Annotated in this window: 12 protein-coding genes; 4 read left to right on the forward strand and 8 right to left on the reverse strand. The window is 72.4% G+C overall.

The features are described 5' to 3' along the window. Positions 1–64 precede the first annotated feature (64 nt). Positions 65–1,369: a serine-threonine protein kinase gene (locus ACZ6SQ_RS03770; RefSeq protein ID WP_469556419.1), complete on the forward strand. Its 1,305-nt coding sequence runs from the start codon at positions 65–67 to the stop codon at positions 1,367–1,369. 27 nt (positions 1,370–1,396) lie between these two features. Here the strand turns inward: ACZ6SQ_RS03770 and ACZ6SQ_RS03775 are convergent, their stop codons facing one another. After that, positions 1,397–4,195, reverse strand: coding sequence for a penicillin acylase family protein (locus ACZ6SQ_RS03775; protein WP_469556422.1), 2,799 nt, complete (start codon positions 4,193–4,195; stop codon positions 1,397–1,399). A 206-nt stretch (positions 4,196–4,401) separates the two neighbouring features. On the opposite strand from ACZ6SQ_RS03775, the gene ACZ6SQ_RS03780 reads away from it, so the two are divergent. After that, positions 4,402–5,010, forward strand: coding sequence for a hypothetical protein (locus tag ACZ6SQ_RS03780; RefSeq protein ID WP_386377030.1), 609 nt, complete (start codon positions 4,402–4,404; stop codon positions 5,008–5,010). Between the two features lie 290 nt (positions 5,011–5,300). Here the strand turns inward: ACZ6SQ_RS03780 and soxR are convergent, their stop codons facing one another. Next, positions 5,301–5,825, reverse strand: a complete 525-nt coding sequence (gene soxR / locus ACZ6SQ_RS03785; protein ID WP_469556426.1) for a redox-sensitive transcriptional activator SoxR — start codon at positions 5,823–5,825, stop codon at positions 5,301–5,303. A gap of 149 nt (positions 5,826–5,974) precedes the next feature. Here soxR and ACZ6SQ_RS03790 point away from each other — a divergent pair, with 149 nt between their 5' ends. Next, complete coding sequence (locus ACZ6SQ_RS03790; RefSeq protein WP_469556428.1) at positions 5,975–6,436, forward strand: MaoC family dehydratase; 462 nt, start codon at positions 5,975–5,977, stop codon at positions 6,434–6,436. A gap of 19 nt (positions 6,437–6,455) precedes the next feature. Here ACZ6SQ_RS03790 and ACZ6SQ_RS03795 read toward each other — a convergent pair whose 3' ends face one another. The 3 genes from ACZ6SQ_RS03795 to ACZ6SQ_RS03805 all read right to left on the reverse strand — a co-directional run bounded on the left by ACZ6SQ_RS03795 (position 6,456) and on the right by ACZ6SQ_RS03805 (position 8,611). Beyond that, complete coding sequence (locus ACZ6SQ_RS03795; protein WP_469556430.1) at positions 6,456–7,082, reverse strand: TetR/AcrR family transcriptional regulator; 627 nt, start codon at positions 7,080–7,082, stop codon at positions 6,456–6,458. Positions 7,083–7,165: 83 nt separating this feature from the next. Continuing rightward, on the reverse strand, positions 7,166–7,399 hold the full coding sequence (locus tag ACZ6SQ_RS03800) for a YiaA/YiaB family inner membrane protein (RefSeq protein ID WP_386377026.1): 234 nt from the start codon (positions 7,397–7,399) through the stop codon (positions 7,166–7,168). A 60-nt stretch (positions 7,400–7,459) separates the two neighbouring features. Further along, positions 7,460–8,611, reverse strand: a complete 1,152-nt coding sequence (locus ACZ6SQ_RS03805) for an acyl-CoA dehydrogenase family protein (RefSeq protein ID WP_469556434.1) — start codon at positions 8,609–8,611, stop codon at positions 7,460–7,462. 89 nt (positions 8,612–8,700) lie between these two features. Here ACZ6SQ_RS03805 and ACZ6SQ_RS03810 point away from each other — a divergent pair, with 89 nt between their 5' ends. Next, positions 8,701–9,345: a TetR/AcrR family transcriptional regulator gene (locus ACZ6SQ_RS03810; RefSeq protein ID WP_469556436.1), complete on the forward strand. Its 645-nt coding sequence runs from the start codon at positions 8,701–8,703 to the stop codon at positions 9,343–9,345. A 153-nt stretch (positions 9,346–9,498) separates the two neighbouring features. Here the strand turns inward: ACZ6SQ_RS03810 and ACZ6SQ_RS03815 are convergent, their stop codons facing one another. The 3 genes from ACZ6SQ_RS03815 to ACZ6SQ_RS03825 all read right to left on the reverse strand — a co-directional run bounded on the left by ACZ6SQ_RS03815 (position 9,499) and on the right by ACZ6SQ_RS03825 (position 13,638). Then, positions 9,499–10,581, reverse strand: a complete 1,083-nt coding sequence (locus ACZ6SQ_RS03815; RefSeq protein ID WP_469556437.1) for a Zn-dependent alcohol dehydrogenase — start codon at positions 10,579–10,581, stop codon at positions 9,499–9,501. A 43-nt stretch (positions 10,582–10,624) separates the two neighbouring features. Next, complete coding sequence (locus ACZ6SQ_RS03820) at positions 10,625–12,013, reverse strand: aldehyde dehydrogenase family protein (protein ID WP_469556440.1); 1,389 nt, start codon at positions 12,011–12,013, stop codon at positions 10,625–10,627. Between the two features lie 281 nt (positions 12,014–12,294). Then, positions 12,295–13,638, reverse strand: a complete 1,344-nt coding sequence (locus tag ACZ6SQ_RS03825) for an ABC transporter ATP-binding protein (RefSeq protein ID WP_469556441.1) — start codon at positions 13,636–13,638, stop codon at positions 12,295–12,297. Positions 13,639–13,895 lie beyond the last annotated feature (257 nt).

Consider the following 13,895-nt stretch of genomic DNA (forward strand, 5'->3'; position numbering starts at 1 on the left):
AGCGCCCCTGCCGGCAGGACGATGCGCCACACCGCGCGTGGTCCGGGGCACGAAGGGGCTTGTCATGGCAGCTGTGGAAATGAGTGTGGCTCCCTACTGGGAGCTCACCTTCGACGCGGACGGTGACGCCGACCCGCGCCGCCGGGAGCGGTTCCTCGCCGAGGTGGCGCGGCGCGGCGTCACCGACCTGGTGCTCGTCGCGCACGGCTGGAACAACGACCGTTCGACGGCGACCGGGCTCTACAGCCGTTTCCTGGAGCCGTTTCCCGCCCTCGCCCCGGGGGCGGTGCTCGGGTACGCGGGCGTGGTGTGGCCGTCGATGCGGTTCTCGGACGAGCCGATCCCGGACTTCCCGCGCGCGCTCGCCTCCCCGGCCGCGGCCGGCGGACTCGACGGGGACACGCTGAACGCGCTGCTGGTGACCTTCCCCGGCCGCGCCGACGTGGTGGAGCGGCTCGCCGGGCTGCTGGGCCGCCCGTCGCGCGGGGCCGGTGAACTGGACGAGTTCGGGCGGCTGGTACGGCTGCTGGTGGAGGACGAGCGGGCCTGGCCGCGGGCGCTGACCGCCACCGACACCACCGGCGAGAACGGGCCCGCCATGCTGACCGCGCCCGTGGCGGAGGTCTGCGAGGACTTCGCCCGGGGGCTCGCCGTGTGCTCGGCCCCCGGCGGCACCACCGCGTTCTCCCTCCCCAACCCGTGGGACGGGGCACAGGAGTTGCTGCGGCAGGCGACGTACTACGCGATGAAGCAGCGGGCGGGCACGGTGGGCGAGCTGGGGCTCGGCCCGGTGCTCGGACGGCTCGCCGAGGCGGCGCCGCGGGTGCGCGTGCACCTGGTCGGGCACAGCTTCGGGGCCCGGCTGGTGGCGTTCGCGCTGCGCGGTCTGCCCCGGGGCGTGCGCACGGTGAAGTCGGTGACCCTGCTGCAAGGGGCCTTCTCGCACTACGCGTTCGCCGAACGGGTGCCGGGCACACGCGCGCGTGGCGCGCTGCACGGGTGTCCCGCGCGGGTGGACGGCCCCCTCGTGTGCTGCCACTCCCGGCACGACTCGGCGCTCGGCACGATGTATCCGCTGGCCTCGCGGATGGCGGGCGACGACCGGTCCGTCGCCGTGGCCGGGTTCGGCATCGGACGGGCGCTCGGGGCGAGATGGGGCGCAGTCGGGTACGACGGCATCCAGGCGCTGCCGGGCACGCGCGTGTGCGCGCTCGCCGACGCGGTGGCGGGCCGGGTGCCGGCGTCCGGGTGCGTGAACGTCGACGTGGCGTCCGTGGTGCGGCGGGGCGGCCCGCCCGCCGGTGCGCACAGCGACATCGTGCACCGGGAGCTGGCGCAGGTGGTGGTGGCGGCGGGCCGGATCGGGTGACGGCCCGCCGCCGGGTGCGAGATGACGTCAGCGGTGCGAGGTGAACTCCACGACCTGCTGATAGGTGGGCCGGTTCTGCCAGCTGATCCGGTCGTGCCTGATGCCGCCGAGCGTGCGGTGGACGATGGAGTCGGCGCACCACTGGTCGCCCGCCGCGCACTGGTCGTCGCCGGGGTAGACCTGGGCGGCCGTGCGGCCCGCGGCCTCCTTGAGTGTGCTCAGGAGCAGGTCCCGGCAGACGGAGAGGCTGCCGCCGCCGCAGTACTCGCGTCCGAGGCGCCCCTGTACCGGCTCGTCGAGCACCGCCCGGATATCCTTGTCGACATAGCTCCACCAGCCGTACTGGAAGGAGCTCCCGGCGTGCGCCCCGGTCGGACCGTGCGCGGCGGACGGGGACTCGTCGACGGGCAGGTTCGCGGTCATCGCGGTGTACAGGCCGGAGCCGAGGCCGGGTTCGAACTCGGCCCTGACCAGCAGCGGCCACCACGCGTCCAGGACCCGGATCGCGTCGGCGTGCGCGTAGGCCCTCGAGCCCGCCGAGGTCTCCGTGCGCCTGGCTCCCGCCGTCAGCCATGCCTGGAGCCTGGACACCGCCGTGGCGGCCGCCGGGTCGGTCACGGGTGTGCTGGTGACCACCTTGAGCAGGTCGGGCAGGACCTGTTCGGCGCGCAGGTCGGTGAGGCCCGCCTCGGCCATCGCCCTCACCAGCGCGGCCCTGGTCACACCGCCCGCGGCGACCAGGCGCCTCACCCGGGCGTCGAGGAGATCGCCGCGGTGGACGGAGCCCTCGCCCCAGGGGGCGGCGGAGTAGCCGCCGGCCTGCTTGTTGTTCCAGGAGATGTAGTAGTCCTGGTCGGTCGAGTTCGGGTGCGCGGACGGCGGGGTGTAGGCGGCGGTGTTCGCCGCCGGGTCCCAGTCGCGCCACTCGTGGGCCTGCCGTGCCCAGAGGGGGAAGTCGGGGTCCACGTCCTGCGCGCGCACCGGGTTGTCGCCGCTGTTGTAGTACGCGGTGTGCTCGGAGTCGGCGTAGAACCAGTTGAAGGTGTAGTTGATGTGCTGCGCCGCGGTACGGAAGGACTCGGGACCGGTCACATGGTCCGGGTCGTTGAGCATCTGGAAGCCGATGATGGAGTCGGCCTCGTGCAGGAAGGAGCTGCGCAGGGTGGTGTATGCGACCTTCTTGCCGTCCACGGTCGCGCGGTACTCGACCGGGCCGTACTTCGTGCGCCAGGCCCGCATGGTGTACGAGCCCGCCGGGGTGCCGTCGGCGGTGGTGGGCTTCCAGGCGTTCCTGCGCTCGACCTTCTCCATGGGGGTGCAGGTGCCGCGGTAGAGGTAGTGGTGGTCGTCCTGGCAGAGCTCCACGGCGTAGGTGTCGATGATGTCCTGCCCCGAGGTGGTGGCGCTCCAGGCGTAGTCCTGGCCCCGGCCCAGTTCGACGTACATGCTCAGGCCGGCGAAGGAGGCGCCGCGGGCGCTCAGCCCCGGGCCCTGGATCTCCTGGAGCATCAGCAGCTGGGGCGCGAAGTAGCCGGTCTGCGGGCCGAACACCGCGACGGGGTGGCCGCTCGCGGTGTGCCTGCCGCTCACCACGAGCGCGTTGGACATGCCGCGCCGGGCCGAGCCGACGGCCTCCTTCGCGGCGGTGGTGGAGGTGCTCGTGGCGGCGGCGGTGGCCGCGCTGCCGGTGCGGTCGTACACCAGGGGCTCACGGACCACGGAACCCGCGTCGGGCAGGGCGCGGCCCTGCGGGGTCTGCGGCCGGCCCGCGTAGGGGAAGCTGCCGTCGTGGACGGTGAGGACGGCCTCGGGGTCGTCGCGCATCCGGAAGGACTCCCAGACCTCGGTGCCCTCCGCGACGCCGTATCTGGCCTGGGCGGCCAGCAGGGACAGCGCGTTGTTCACCTCGCCGCCGCCGCCCGAGCCGAACAGGGCGCCGATGACGGAGGCCAGCGCGACCAGGTCGGTGGCCTTGAAGTGCTCGATGGTGCCGGCGTTGGTGACCGAGTCCTTGTGGCCGGTCAGGACGTACTCGCCGGGGAACCAGCGGCCGCTGTCGGAGGCGTCGATGTAGGCGTTGATGCCCGCGAGGTAGGCCTCGACGTCCGCGAGGGCCTGCCGCCCCCGGGTGCCGTTGCGGGCGACAGCGTTGTCTATCTGCGCCTGGAGTTCGGCCTCGGTGTAGGGGGCGTTGCGCCAGAACTCCTGTTCAAGGCCCTGGTTGGCGAGGGCGCCGCCGGCGAAGGAGGTCAGTTCGCCGCGTCCGACGTGGCGGAAGACGTCCATCAGCCACAGCCGGTCCTCGGCCGCCGCGTATCCGGCTCCGAACTCGGTGCCGTAGCGGGTGGTGCCGGTGATGTGCGGGACGCCCGTCCTCCTGTCGCGGACGATCGTGACGTCGGTGCGGCCGGCGGGGCGGACGGTGGAGGCGACCTGGTCGGCGGGGACGCCGAAGGAGGCGTCGTTGAAGAAGGCGGTGAGTGTGGACTCGGTGAGTGCGGGGTAGCCGGTGGCCAGCCTGGCGTAGGGGCCGAGCTGGTCGGCGGAGTGCGCGGGCTTGGTGCCGAAGGCCTGGTTGAGCAGGATCTGCGCGAGGGTCGCGTTGCCGTTCTGGCCCGGCGGCAGAACGTCCGCGCAGCGGCCGCCGCAGTGGTCCGCCACGGCCGCCGCGGGGGTGGCGGGCGCGGCCGCGGCAGGGGCGGCCGGGGAAAGCGGAGACAAAAGACCGGCAATGAGGGTGCATACGGATGCCGTCTTCAGGAACTCGGCGAATCCGCGGGGAGTTCTCAGTCTGTCGAGCAGGTTGCGTGGGGTGTGCCGTGGCATGGCGGCTCCTACCGACGGGACGAGCGGAAGTTACCGCCGGTATCCCCGCGTTCGAAGATGAACATGCGTCAGATTTCCGGGCGGTTGCAGGGGCCGGGAATCGGGAGGGAGCCGAATCGGGTGTCGGTACGTCTATGGGGCGACGTCCGTACGACGACGCCGAACTGACCGAAGTACAGGTGCAGATGTGACGGAGGTGCAGGGCGATGGCCGGATTCCGGAGTCTTGCTAGACAGGTGCGTGATCCGCGGTGCGATCTGGCGCTGCGGCGCTACTCGCTGCGCAAGTGCCTGGAGCGTTTCGCTCCTTACGGGCACAGGGCGACCTGGGACCACTTGTGCTCCAGGGCCGGTTTCGGCCCGGAGGACCGCTCCCCCGACCCGGCACGGCTCGTGGCCGCGCTGGAGGAACTGGAGGAGGCACGAGCGGTGTGGCTCGCCTACGAGGCGGAGTTCGCCCAGCGCCGCAGGAAGGAGAAGCACGACGGGCTGCGCCGGCCGGGCAGCGTGGACGACTGGCACCGGCTGACCTGGGGCGGGTTCGGGGTCGCCTGGTGCGACGACCCCCGGGTCCACCCGCGTGAGCCGCTGGCCGAGGTGCTGCGGCGGATCATCGCCGCGCTGGAGCGCGAGCCGGGGGCGTCGTGCCCGGTGTGCGACGGGGAGCGGCTGGTCTGGGCGTACGACCTGGCCCATGAGCCGTCGGCCGGGCCGGTCTGCGTGGACTGCGGGATCCTCGTCCCGCGTCCGGTGCTGACACCCGCGGCGCTGGCGGAGGCCAGGCGGGACCGGATACTGGTCTCCGTCTCGGCCTGAGGAGCGCGTTCGGTCGCCCGTGCCCGCACGACCGCCGGGCAGGGGACGGCCAGGGACCGCTCGACACGGGGACCACGGGGTGGCAGGGCACGGGGGCGTGAGTGACGGGGGCCGCAAGGCACGGGGTCGCAAGGTACGTGGGTCGCAGGTGACGGGGGTCCGCGCGATGCGGGGTTCCGGGGGTGCGCAGGGGATGCCGCACCCCTTCCGGACGGTCGCCCGACCGGTCATGAGTGCCGTGCGGGGCTACGGCTGCGGGCAGGGGTTTCGGGACCGGGCCTGAACCAGGCCTAGCAGCACTGGTCCGGCTGTGGCGCCGGGCGGGTGTCGCGAGGACGGGTGTCGCGGGGCCGGGTGGTGCCGCGTTCGACCATGAGGCGGGAGCCGCTGATGCGCTCGCCGAAGGTGTCGTCGGGGTTGGACAGGGCGCAGGTGTCGAGGGAGAGACAGCCGCAGCCGATGCAGTCGGTGAGATGATCGCGCAGGCGGTTGAGCTGGCTGATGCGCTCGTCGAGCTCGGAGCGCCAGTTCTCGGAGAGACGGGCCCAGTCCTCGTGGGTGGGGGTGCGCTCCTCGGGGAGCGCGGCGAGGGCGTCCCTGATCGTGGCCAGCGGGATGCCGACGCGCTGGGCGGCCCGGACGAAGGCGACGCGGCGCAGGGTGTCCCGGGTGTAGCGACGCTGGTTGCCGCTGGTGCGGCGGCTGCTGATCAGGCCCTTGGACTCGTAGAAGTGCAGGGCGGAGACGGCGGCACCACTGCGTGCGGAGAGCTGGCCGACGGTGAGCTCGTGGATCTTCTCGGGAATCTGGGGCACTCCCCGAACCCTACCCATCGCCCGACCGGGTGAGTCAGGGCGGGCTGTTGACAGCGCGCCTCGCCGTTGACAGTGTGCCCACACCCGAGCATGCTAAGCAGTTGCTTAGACATGGTGACCGTGTGATGCGCAGGGAAGGCCGGGACGACATGGCAGAGCCGAGGATCTTCACGTCCGTCGACGAGCTCAGGGCGGCGGTGGGCGAGCAGCTGGGGTACACCGACTGGGTGGAGGTCGACCAGAAGCGGATCGACCTGTTCGCCGACGCCACCGGTGACCACCAGTGGATCCATGTGGACCCGGAGAAGGCGAGGAGCGGGCCGTTCGGCACGACCATCGCGCACGGCTATCTGACCCTGTCGCTGCTGCCGCTGTTCGGGCCGCAGCTGATCGGCGTCGAGGGCGTGAAGATGGGCGTCAACTACGGCACGAACAAGGTCCGCTTCCCCTCGCCCGTGCCGGTCGGCTCCAGGCTGCGCGCCACCGCGTCGATCACCGGCGTCGAGGACGTCCAGGGCGGTGTGCAGGTGGCCGTCGCCTTCGTCGTGGAGCGCGAGGGCGGCGACAAGCCGGTGTGCGTCGCCGAGTCGGTGTCCCGCTACTACTTCTGACGGCGGCCGGGCGCGGGGCTCAGCCGCCCGCGCCCACCATCCGCAGCACGAGGTCGGCGTACAGCGCGCCGACCTCGTCGGGGGTGCGCGAGCCCTCCACGTTGAACCAGCGGGCCACGTCGATGCACAGGGAGAGCACGGCGAGGGTGGTGCCGTGCACGTCGGGCACGTCGAACTCGCCCGAGGCCACACCGTCCTCGATGATGCCGCGCACCTCACCGTCGACCTGTCGGCGCAGGGCGAGGATCTCGGCGCGGGCGTCCGGACCGAGCGAGTCGAGCTCGTACTGGACGACCCGGGCGGTGGTACGGCCGCCCGCGTGCCAGCGGACGAAGGAGCTGACGGCGTCGGCGAGGCGCTCGGTGGCGGTGCCCTCACGGGCCGCCGCGGTGCGCAGGATGTCCAGCGCCTTCTGATGGCCGATCCGGCTGATCCGGTGGAGGAGCTCCTCCTTGGTCTTGTAGTGGATGTAGAGCGCGGCGGGGCTCATGCCCGCGCGGCCGGCGATGTCACGCGTGGTCGTGGCGTGGTAGCCGCGCTCGGCGAAGGCCTCCACCGCGGCCACCAGCAGCCGCCGGGCCGCGTCGGGCGTGACCTCGTCCCACGCCTGCGGCTCGCCGCCGGTGGTCTCCTCCGCCGTACTCATCGCTCGTTCGCCCCTCTCGCTGACCGGGGCACCACCATACAGCCGCTGGTGAGCGGCCGCTTAGAGCGCCCGTCCGGCGGCCCTCAGACGTGGTACGTCGGCCGGTCCGCGTCCTGGCGGTCCCGGATGACCTTGGCGAGGGTGAAGGCGGAGGTCACGAGGTACAGGACGGCGATCCCGAGGAAGGCGCGAACCCAGGTGTCGGCCTCCAGTTTGAAGATCCCGATGGCAGTGGCGGCCATGGCGACGGCGAACGAGGCCACGGCCTGACCGTAGAAGGCGGCCGTGTTCTGCGGCTTGGCGGGTATGTCACTCATGGGGAACAGCTTCGCCGGGCGTGGCCCGCGCCACATCCGCTCAAGTACTCAGCCACGTACTCAGAACGCCGAAACCCCGGTCAGCGCACGGCCGATGAGCAGCTTCTGGATCTGACTGGTGCCTTCGTAGAGAGTCATCACCCGGGCGTCGCGCAGCAGTTTGCCGGCCGGGTACTCGTCGATGTAGCCGTAGCCGCCGAAGACCTGGAGGGCGTTGTTGGCGGCGCGCACGGCGGCCTCGGAGGCGAACAGCTTGGCCTTGGAGGACTCCACCGCGAAGGGCAGGCCGCGGTCCACGAGGTCGGCGACGCGCCAGGTCAGCAGGCGGGCGGCGTCCACGTCGAGGGCGATGTCGCTGATCAGTTCCTGGACGAGCTGGTGATGGGCGATGGACCGGCCGAACTGCTCGCGCTCACCGGCATGGCGCACGGCCGCGTCCAGGGCGGCCTGGGCGATGCCGACGCAGCCGGCCGCCACCGACATCCGGCCCTTGGCCAGGGCCGACATGGCGACGGAGAAGCCCTTGCCCTCCTCGCCGAGCAGCGCGGAGGCGGGCACGCGGACGCCCTCCAGCACCAGTTCGGCCGTCGCCTGGCCGCGCAGGCCGAGCTTGCCGTGGATCTCGCGGCGGGTCAGGCCGGGGGTGTCCGTGGGGACCAGGAAGGCGGAGACGCCCTTGTGGCCGGGGGCGCCGGTGGAGCGGGCGAACAGCAGGACGACATCGGCCCAGGTGCCGTTGGTGATGAACATCTTGGTGCCGTCGATGACGTACTCGTCGCCGTCGCGGACCGCGCGGGTGGTGAGGTTGCCGGCGTCCGAGCCGGTGCCGGGTTCGGTCAGGCCGAAGCAGCCGACGTGCTCGCCGGAGGTCAGACCCGGCAACCAGCGCCGCTTGTGCTCCTCGCTCCCCCACGCGGCGATCGTCTTGGCGACCAGGCCGAGGGAGACCGAGACGATGCCGCGCACGGAGGAGTCGCCGCGGCCCAGCTCCTCGGTGACCAGGCAGTACGCGAGGTGGTCGCCGCCGGAGCCGCCGTACTCCTCGTCGATCGTCAGGCCGAGGAAGCCGAGCGCGCCGAGCTTCTTCACGATGCCCCGGTCGACCTCCTCGGCCCGGTCCCAGGCGGCGGCGTGCGGGGCGATCTCGCGCTCCACGAAGTCCCGGGCCAGCCGGCGGACGGCGGTCTGCTCCTCGCTGAGCTCCAGGTTCATGCCGAGCCACCCCACAGAGTACGGATCTTGAAAGCCGGACTTTTAAATTAGCACTGCTAGTTTCTGGTTGCAGCCCTACTATGTGCGCCATGGCCCGACCGCGCAAGCCCCTTCTCAGCACCGACCGGATCGTCGCCACGGCACGGGAACTCGTGGACACGGAAGGGCTCGCCGCGGTCTCCACCCGACGGCTCGCCGCCGAGCTGGGGGTGAGCGGGCCGTCGCTCTACAACCACTTCCGGACCAAGGACGAGATCCTCGAGGCCGTCGCCGACTCCGTGAGCGCGCAGGTCGATCTGTCGATGTTCGAGGGCGGCCGGGACTGGCGGGCCGCGCTGCACGACTGGGCCGTCTCCTACCGTGCCGCTCTGCGCGACCATCCGAACATCGTCCCGGTCCTGGCCCAGGGGCCCGGGCGGCGGCCGGCCGCGCTGCGGCTCGCCGACGCGGTGTACGGCGCGATGGTCGCGGCGGGGTGGCCGCCGCCGCAGGCCACGTCCATCGGGGCGCTGATGCGGTACTTCATCATGGGCTCCGCGCTCGGGTCCTTCGCGGGCGGATTCGTCGACGACCAGTCGGCGTACGATCCCGCCGACTATCCCCATCTCGGTCAGGCCCATCTGTTGCCCGATCGGCAGGAGAGGATCGATGAGCGGGCCTTCGAGACGGGGCTGGCTGCGCTGCTGGACGGGTTGGAGCGGCAGTTCGAGGAGGTTGCGGGGGCGGCGCGGTGAGGTGGGGCTGCCTTGCGGTGCGGTCTTCGGCTGCCGGGTGCGTCGTGGGTTGTCGCGCCCGCGCGGCGGAGCCGCAGATTGATACAGCCCCGCGCCCGTGAAGAAGGGGGTTGCCCTCGGGGGCGTCGAGGAGCCTGCGGTGGGGCCGCGGATCTAGAACGTGATCAGGGCTCTGGCTCCCTTGCCTGCTCGCATGTTTTCGAAGGCTGTGGGGATTTCGGCCAGGGTGATGTGTTCCGTGACCAGGGTGGAGAGGTTCAGGCGGCCGGCGCGGACGTGGTCGGCCAGGACCGGGAGGTCGCGGGCCGGGTCGGAGTTGCCGTAGACGCAGCCGGAGAGGGTGCGGCCCCAGTGGAAGATCTCCAGGGCGTTGAAGGTGACCTGTTCCTCCTTGCCGCCGATGCCGACGACCGTGGTGCGGCCCCCTCGGCGGGTGGACTCCCAGGCGGCGCGGATGGTGACCGCGCGGCCGACGCACTCCACGGCGACGTCGACGCCCTGCCTGCCGGTGAGGGCGCGGATCTCGCGCGGGGTCTCCGGGGAGGCGACGACGTAGTCGGTGGCACCGGCCGTTCGGGCCAGTTCCTCCTTCGCCGGGGAGACGTCGACGGCGATGATCCTGGAGGCGCCCGCGATCCGCGCGGCCTGGAGGGCGGCCAGCCCCACGCCCCCGACGCCGAAGACGGCGACGGTCTCGCCCTCGCGCACCTGGGCGGAGTGGTGGACGGCCCCGTAGCCGGTGAGGACGGCGCAGCCGAGGAGGGCCGCGTCGGTGAGCGGGATGCCGGCCGGGGCGGGCAGCGCGCAGGCGACGGGGATGACGGTCTCCTCGGCGAACGCGGCCACGTTCAAACCGGGGTGCAGCGCGGTGCCGTCGGCGGTGTGGGCGTGGACGGCGGCGGCGCCCTTCAGCGCGTCGGCGCACAGCCAGATCTCGCCGAGCGAGCAGGCATGGCAACTCCCGCAGGACGGCGCCCAGTTGAGGACGACATCGTCGCCCGGGGCGATCCGGGTGACGCCCTCGCCGACGGCGACGACCGTGCCGGCGCCCTCGTGGCCGAGGACCGCGGGCACCGGCAGGCGCATGGTGCCGTCGGACAGCGACAGATCGGAGTGACAGACACCGGCGGCGGCGAGCCTGACGCGGACCTGGCCGGGGCCAGGGTCCGGCAGTTCGATGTCGGTGATCTCCAGCGGGGCGCCGATGGCGGGCAGGACGGCGGCACGGACGGTCATCTCGGGCGACTCCCTCGGAACCTGGGTGACTTGGCCAACTGGCTCAGAACTGGAAGGACTTGGTCTGGAGGTACTCGGCCAGGCCGTGGCTGCCGAGCTCGCGGCCCACACCCGACTGCTTGTAGCCGCCGAAGGGGGCGCGGGGGTTGAAGCGGCCGCCGTTGATGTCGACCTGTCCGGTGTCCATGCGGCGGGCGAAGGCGATCGCCTCGGCCTCGTCACCGGCCCACACCGCGCCGGCGAGGCCGTAGACGGTGCCGTTGGCGATGCGCAGGGCGTCGTCCTCGTCCTCGTAGCGGATGATGGACAGCACCGGGCCGAAGATCTCCTCCTGCGCGATGGTCATGTCCTCGGTCACGTCGGCGAAGACGGTCGGACTGATGTACCAGCCCTTCTCGCGCGGGGCCGCGGCGCCGCCCGCGACCAGACGGGCGCCCTCGGCGACACCCTTGTCGATGTAGCCGCGCACCCGGTCGCGCTGCCCCGCGCTGACCAGCGGGCCGATGCGGTCGGCGTACTTGGCGGCGGCGGTCCGGGCCAGCTCGACGGCCTCGTCGTACCGCGAGGTGTGGACGAGCATGCGGGTCCAGGCGCTGCACGTCTGGCCGGAGTTGGACATGACGTTGGCCACGCCGACGTTGACGGCCCTGGCGAGGTCGGCGCTCGGCAGGATGACGTTGGCGGACTTGCCGCCGAGTTCGAGGGCGACGCGCTTGACGGCGGCGCCCGCGATCGCGCCGATGCGCCTGCCGACGGCGGTGGAGCCGGTGAAGGAGACCAGGTCGACGTCCGGGTGCTCGGCGAGGGCCTGCCCGGCTACCGGGCCGAGGCCGGTGACGAGGTTGAAGACGCCCGCGGGGACACCGGCCTCGTGGACGGCCCTGGCGAAGAGCTGGGCGGTCAGCGGAGTGTCCTCGGCGGGCTTGAGAACGACCGTGCAGCCGGCCGCGAGGGCGGGGGCGACCTTGGCGACGATCTGGTGCAGGGGGTAGTTCCAGGGGGTGATCGCGGCGACCACGCCGACGGGCTCGTGCAGGACCGTGGAGTTGCCGACCTTCTCCTCGAAGGCGTGCGTGGCCGCGAGTTCGGCGAAGCTGCCGGCGACGGCGATCGGCACGGCCGCGTGCACGGCCTGCGAGAAGGCCGGGGGCGAGCCCAGTTCGGCGGTGACCGTCTCGGCGATCTCGTCCTTGCGGGCCAGCAGTACGTCCCGCAGCGCGGCGAGGCGCTCGGCGCGGACGGCCGGGGGCGTCGCGGCCCAGCCGGGCAGGGCGGCACGCGCGGCCCGTACGGCGGCGTCCACGTCCTCGGCGGTGCCGGCCGGGACCCGGGCGATGACCTCCTCGTCGGCCGGGTCGACCACCTCGATGAGGTCCCGCCCCGCGGCGGGGCGCCAGGCGCCGTCGATGTACATGCCGTCCTGGGCCTTCATGGCCTACCTCCCGAGATCGCGACTGCGTCCGCCACTAAACTAGCGGCGGTAGTTTTCTCGCGCCAGAGGCAACCTGGCCGAGAGGCGATATGAGGGGCGACATGAGGGGAAGCGGGGGCGGAGGACGGAGTGCTGCGAGACGGGGCCCGCAAGGGGGATGACCGGTCCGGCGGGGTGACCGGACCGGCGGCGTGACTGATCCGGCGGGGCGACCGGCCCGGCGGCGTGACTGATCCGGCGGGGTGGCCGGACCGGCCCTGGCCGGTCACCCCGCCGGGGCTCTACTCCTCCAGGTCCGGCAGCCGGGCCGGAGCCGGGCAGATGCGGTCGCCGTGCTGGTCGAAGACGAACAGATGGGCGAGGTCGACCAGCAGCGGCACCTGCATGCCGTGCCGGAGGTCGAAGTCGGGGGTGGTACGCACGATGAGGTCGCCGGGGAGCCGGCCCTCGGGCGGGGCGGGTTCCACCACGGGGGCGGCCTCGGCAGGCCGTTCCAGCACCCCGACCGAGCCGGACCGCAGCGCGCCCGCCCGCTCCCGCAGCCGGTCCAGCACACCGGCCCCGTCGCGGCGGCGGCGCCGGGGGCCACGGTCCGGACGCGCGGCCTCAAGGTCCGGCACGACGGCGGGGCGGGAGCCGGTGTTGAGATGGACGAGCACCTCGTGCCCCTGGAACTCCACGTGCTCCACCAGGCCGATCATCGGCACCTCACCGGGCCGCGCGGCCGAGGCCGCAGCGATCCGCACGGCCTCGGAACGCAGCCCGACGATGACCTCACGGCCCTGCTGGACGCGGAGCAACTGGTGGTCCAGGGAGAGGGGTTCGGGCAGCCGCAGATACTGGCGGCCGAGGCTGATGGTCATCGCCCCGCCGAGCGGAGCCCGTACGAGACCGCGCAGCAGATTGATGCGCGGGGTGCCGATGAAGGCGGCCACGAAGACGTTGCGGGGCAGCGCGTAGACCTCACGGGGCGGGCTGACCTGCTGGAGGACACCGCCGCGCATCACGGCGACCCGGTCGCCGAGCGACATGGCCTCGGCCTGGTCGTGGGTGACGTAGATCGTGGTGACGCCCAACTCCCTGGTGAGCCGGGCGATCTCGGCGCGCAGATGGTTGCGGAGCTTGGCGTCCAGGTTGGACAGCGGCTCGTCCATCAGGAAAGCGGAGGGGTGGCGGGCGACCGCGCGGCCCATGGCGACGCGCTGGCGCTCGCCGCCGGAGAGCTGGCGGGGGAACCGGTCGAGGAGGTCCTCGATGCCGAGCATGCGGGCGGTGGCGTCGACGCGCGGGCGCGGGTCCTCGCCGGGGGCCTCGATGCGCAGCGGGAAGCCGATGTTGTCGCGGCTGGTCATGTTCGGGTAGAGGGCGAAGTTCTGGAAGACCATCGCCATGTCCCGGCCGGACGGCGGGAGTTCGTTGGCGTACTCGCCGTCGAGCAGCAGATGCCCCTCGTCGATCTCCTCCAGTCCCGCGATCATGCGCAGCACGGTCGACTTGCCGCAGCCGGACGGGCCGAGCAGGACGAGGAACTCGCCGGACTCGATCTCCAGCGTGAGCCGGTCCACCACACGGGTGCCCTTGGTGTAGCTCTTGCTGACGTCGTGCAGTGAGATGGCGCGTGTCATGAGGGGTGCCCCCGGGGGCTCATGCGGGCGCTGGTGCTCCACGGTCGGACGCGCCGTGCGGATCGCAAGGCGCCTGTGGGTCACGGAAGCTAACGGAATGTATGCGCCCGGGGAAGAGGAATGGCTGGATCGAGTTCTTGTGTCCAGCAGGTGAGACGGTCTGCGGCCGGTACGTCGGCACGGTCCGCGCACCCGGCGGGCGGTCCGCGGCCGGTACGTCAACTGCGGGGAACCCCGCTCGGACCCCGGTGTCAGCG

This window comes from Streptomyces sp. NPDC048600, assembly GCF_055587025.1.

Excerpts from the sequence above, each read along its gene's own strand:
- ACZ6SQ_RS03770 (WP_469556419.1), top strand. The coding sequence starts at position 65 with ATGGCAGCTGTGGAAATGAGTGTGGCTCCCTACTGGGAGCTCACCTTC.
- ACZ6SQ_RS03775 (WP_469556422.1), bottom strand. The coding sequence starts at position 4,195 with ATGCCACGGCACACCCCACGCAACCTGCTCGACAGACTGAGAACTCCC.
- ACZ6SQ_RS03780 (WP_386377030.1), top strand. The coding sequence starts at position 4,402 with ATGGCCGGATTCCGGAGTCTTGCTAGACAGGTGCGTGATCCGCGGTGC.
- ACZ6SQ_RS03790 (WP_469556428.1), top strand. The coding sequence starts at position 5,975 with ATGGCAGAGCCGAGGATCTTCACGTCCGTCGACGAGCTCAGGGCGGCG.
- ACZ6SQ_RS03795 (WP_469556430.1), bottom strand. The coding sequence starts at position 7,082 with ATGAGTACGGCGGAGGAGACCACCGGCGGCGAGCCGCAGGCGTGGGAC.
- ACZ6SQ_RS03800 (WP_386377026.1), bottom strand. The coding sequence starts at position 7,399 with ATGAGTGACATACCCGCCAAGCCGCAGAACACGGCCGCCTTCTACGGT.
- ACZ6SQ_RS03805 (WP_469556434.1), bottom strand. The coding sequence starts at position 8,611 with ATGAACCTGGAGCTCAGCGAGGAGCAGACCGCCGTCCGCCGGCTGGCC.
- ACZ6SQ_RS03810 (WP_469556436.1), top strand. The coding sequence starts at position 8,701 with ATGGCCCGACCGCGCAAGCCCCTTCTCAGCACCGACCGGATCGTCGCC.
- ACZ6SQ_RS03815 (WP_469556437.1), bottom strand. The coding sequence starts at position 10,581 with ATGACCGTCCGTGCCGCCGTCCTGCCCGCCATCGGCGCCCCGCTGGAG.
- ACZ6SQ_RS03820 (WP_469556440.1), bottom strand. The coding sequence starts at position 12,013 with ATGAAGGCCCAGGACGGCATGTACATCGACGGCGCCTGGCGCCCCGCC.
- ACZ6SQ_RS03825 (WP_469556441.1), bottom strand. The coding sequence starts at position 13,638 with ATGACACGCGCCATCTCACTGCACGACGTCAGCAAGAGCTACACCAAG.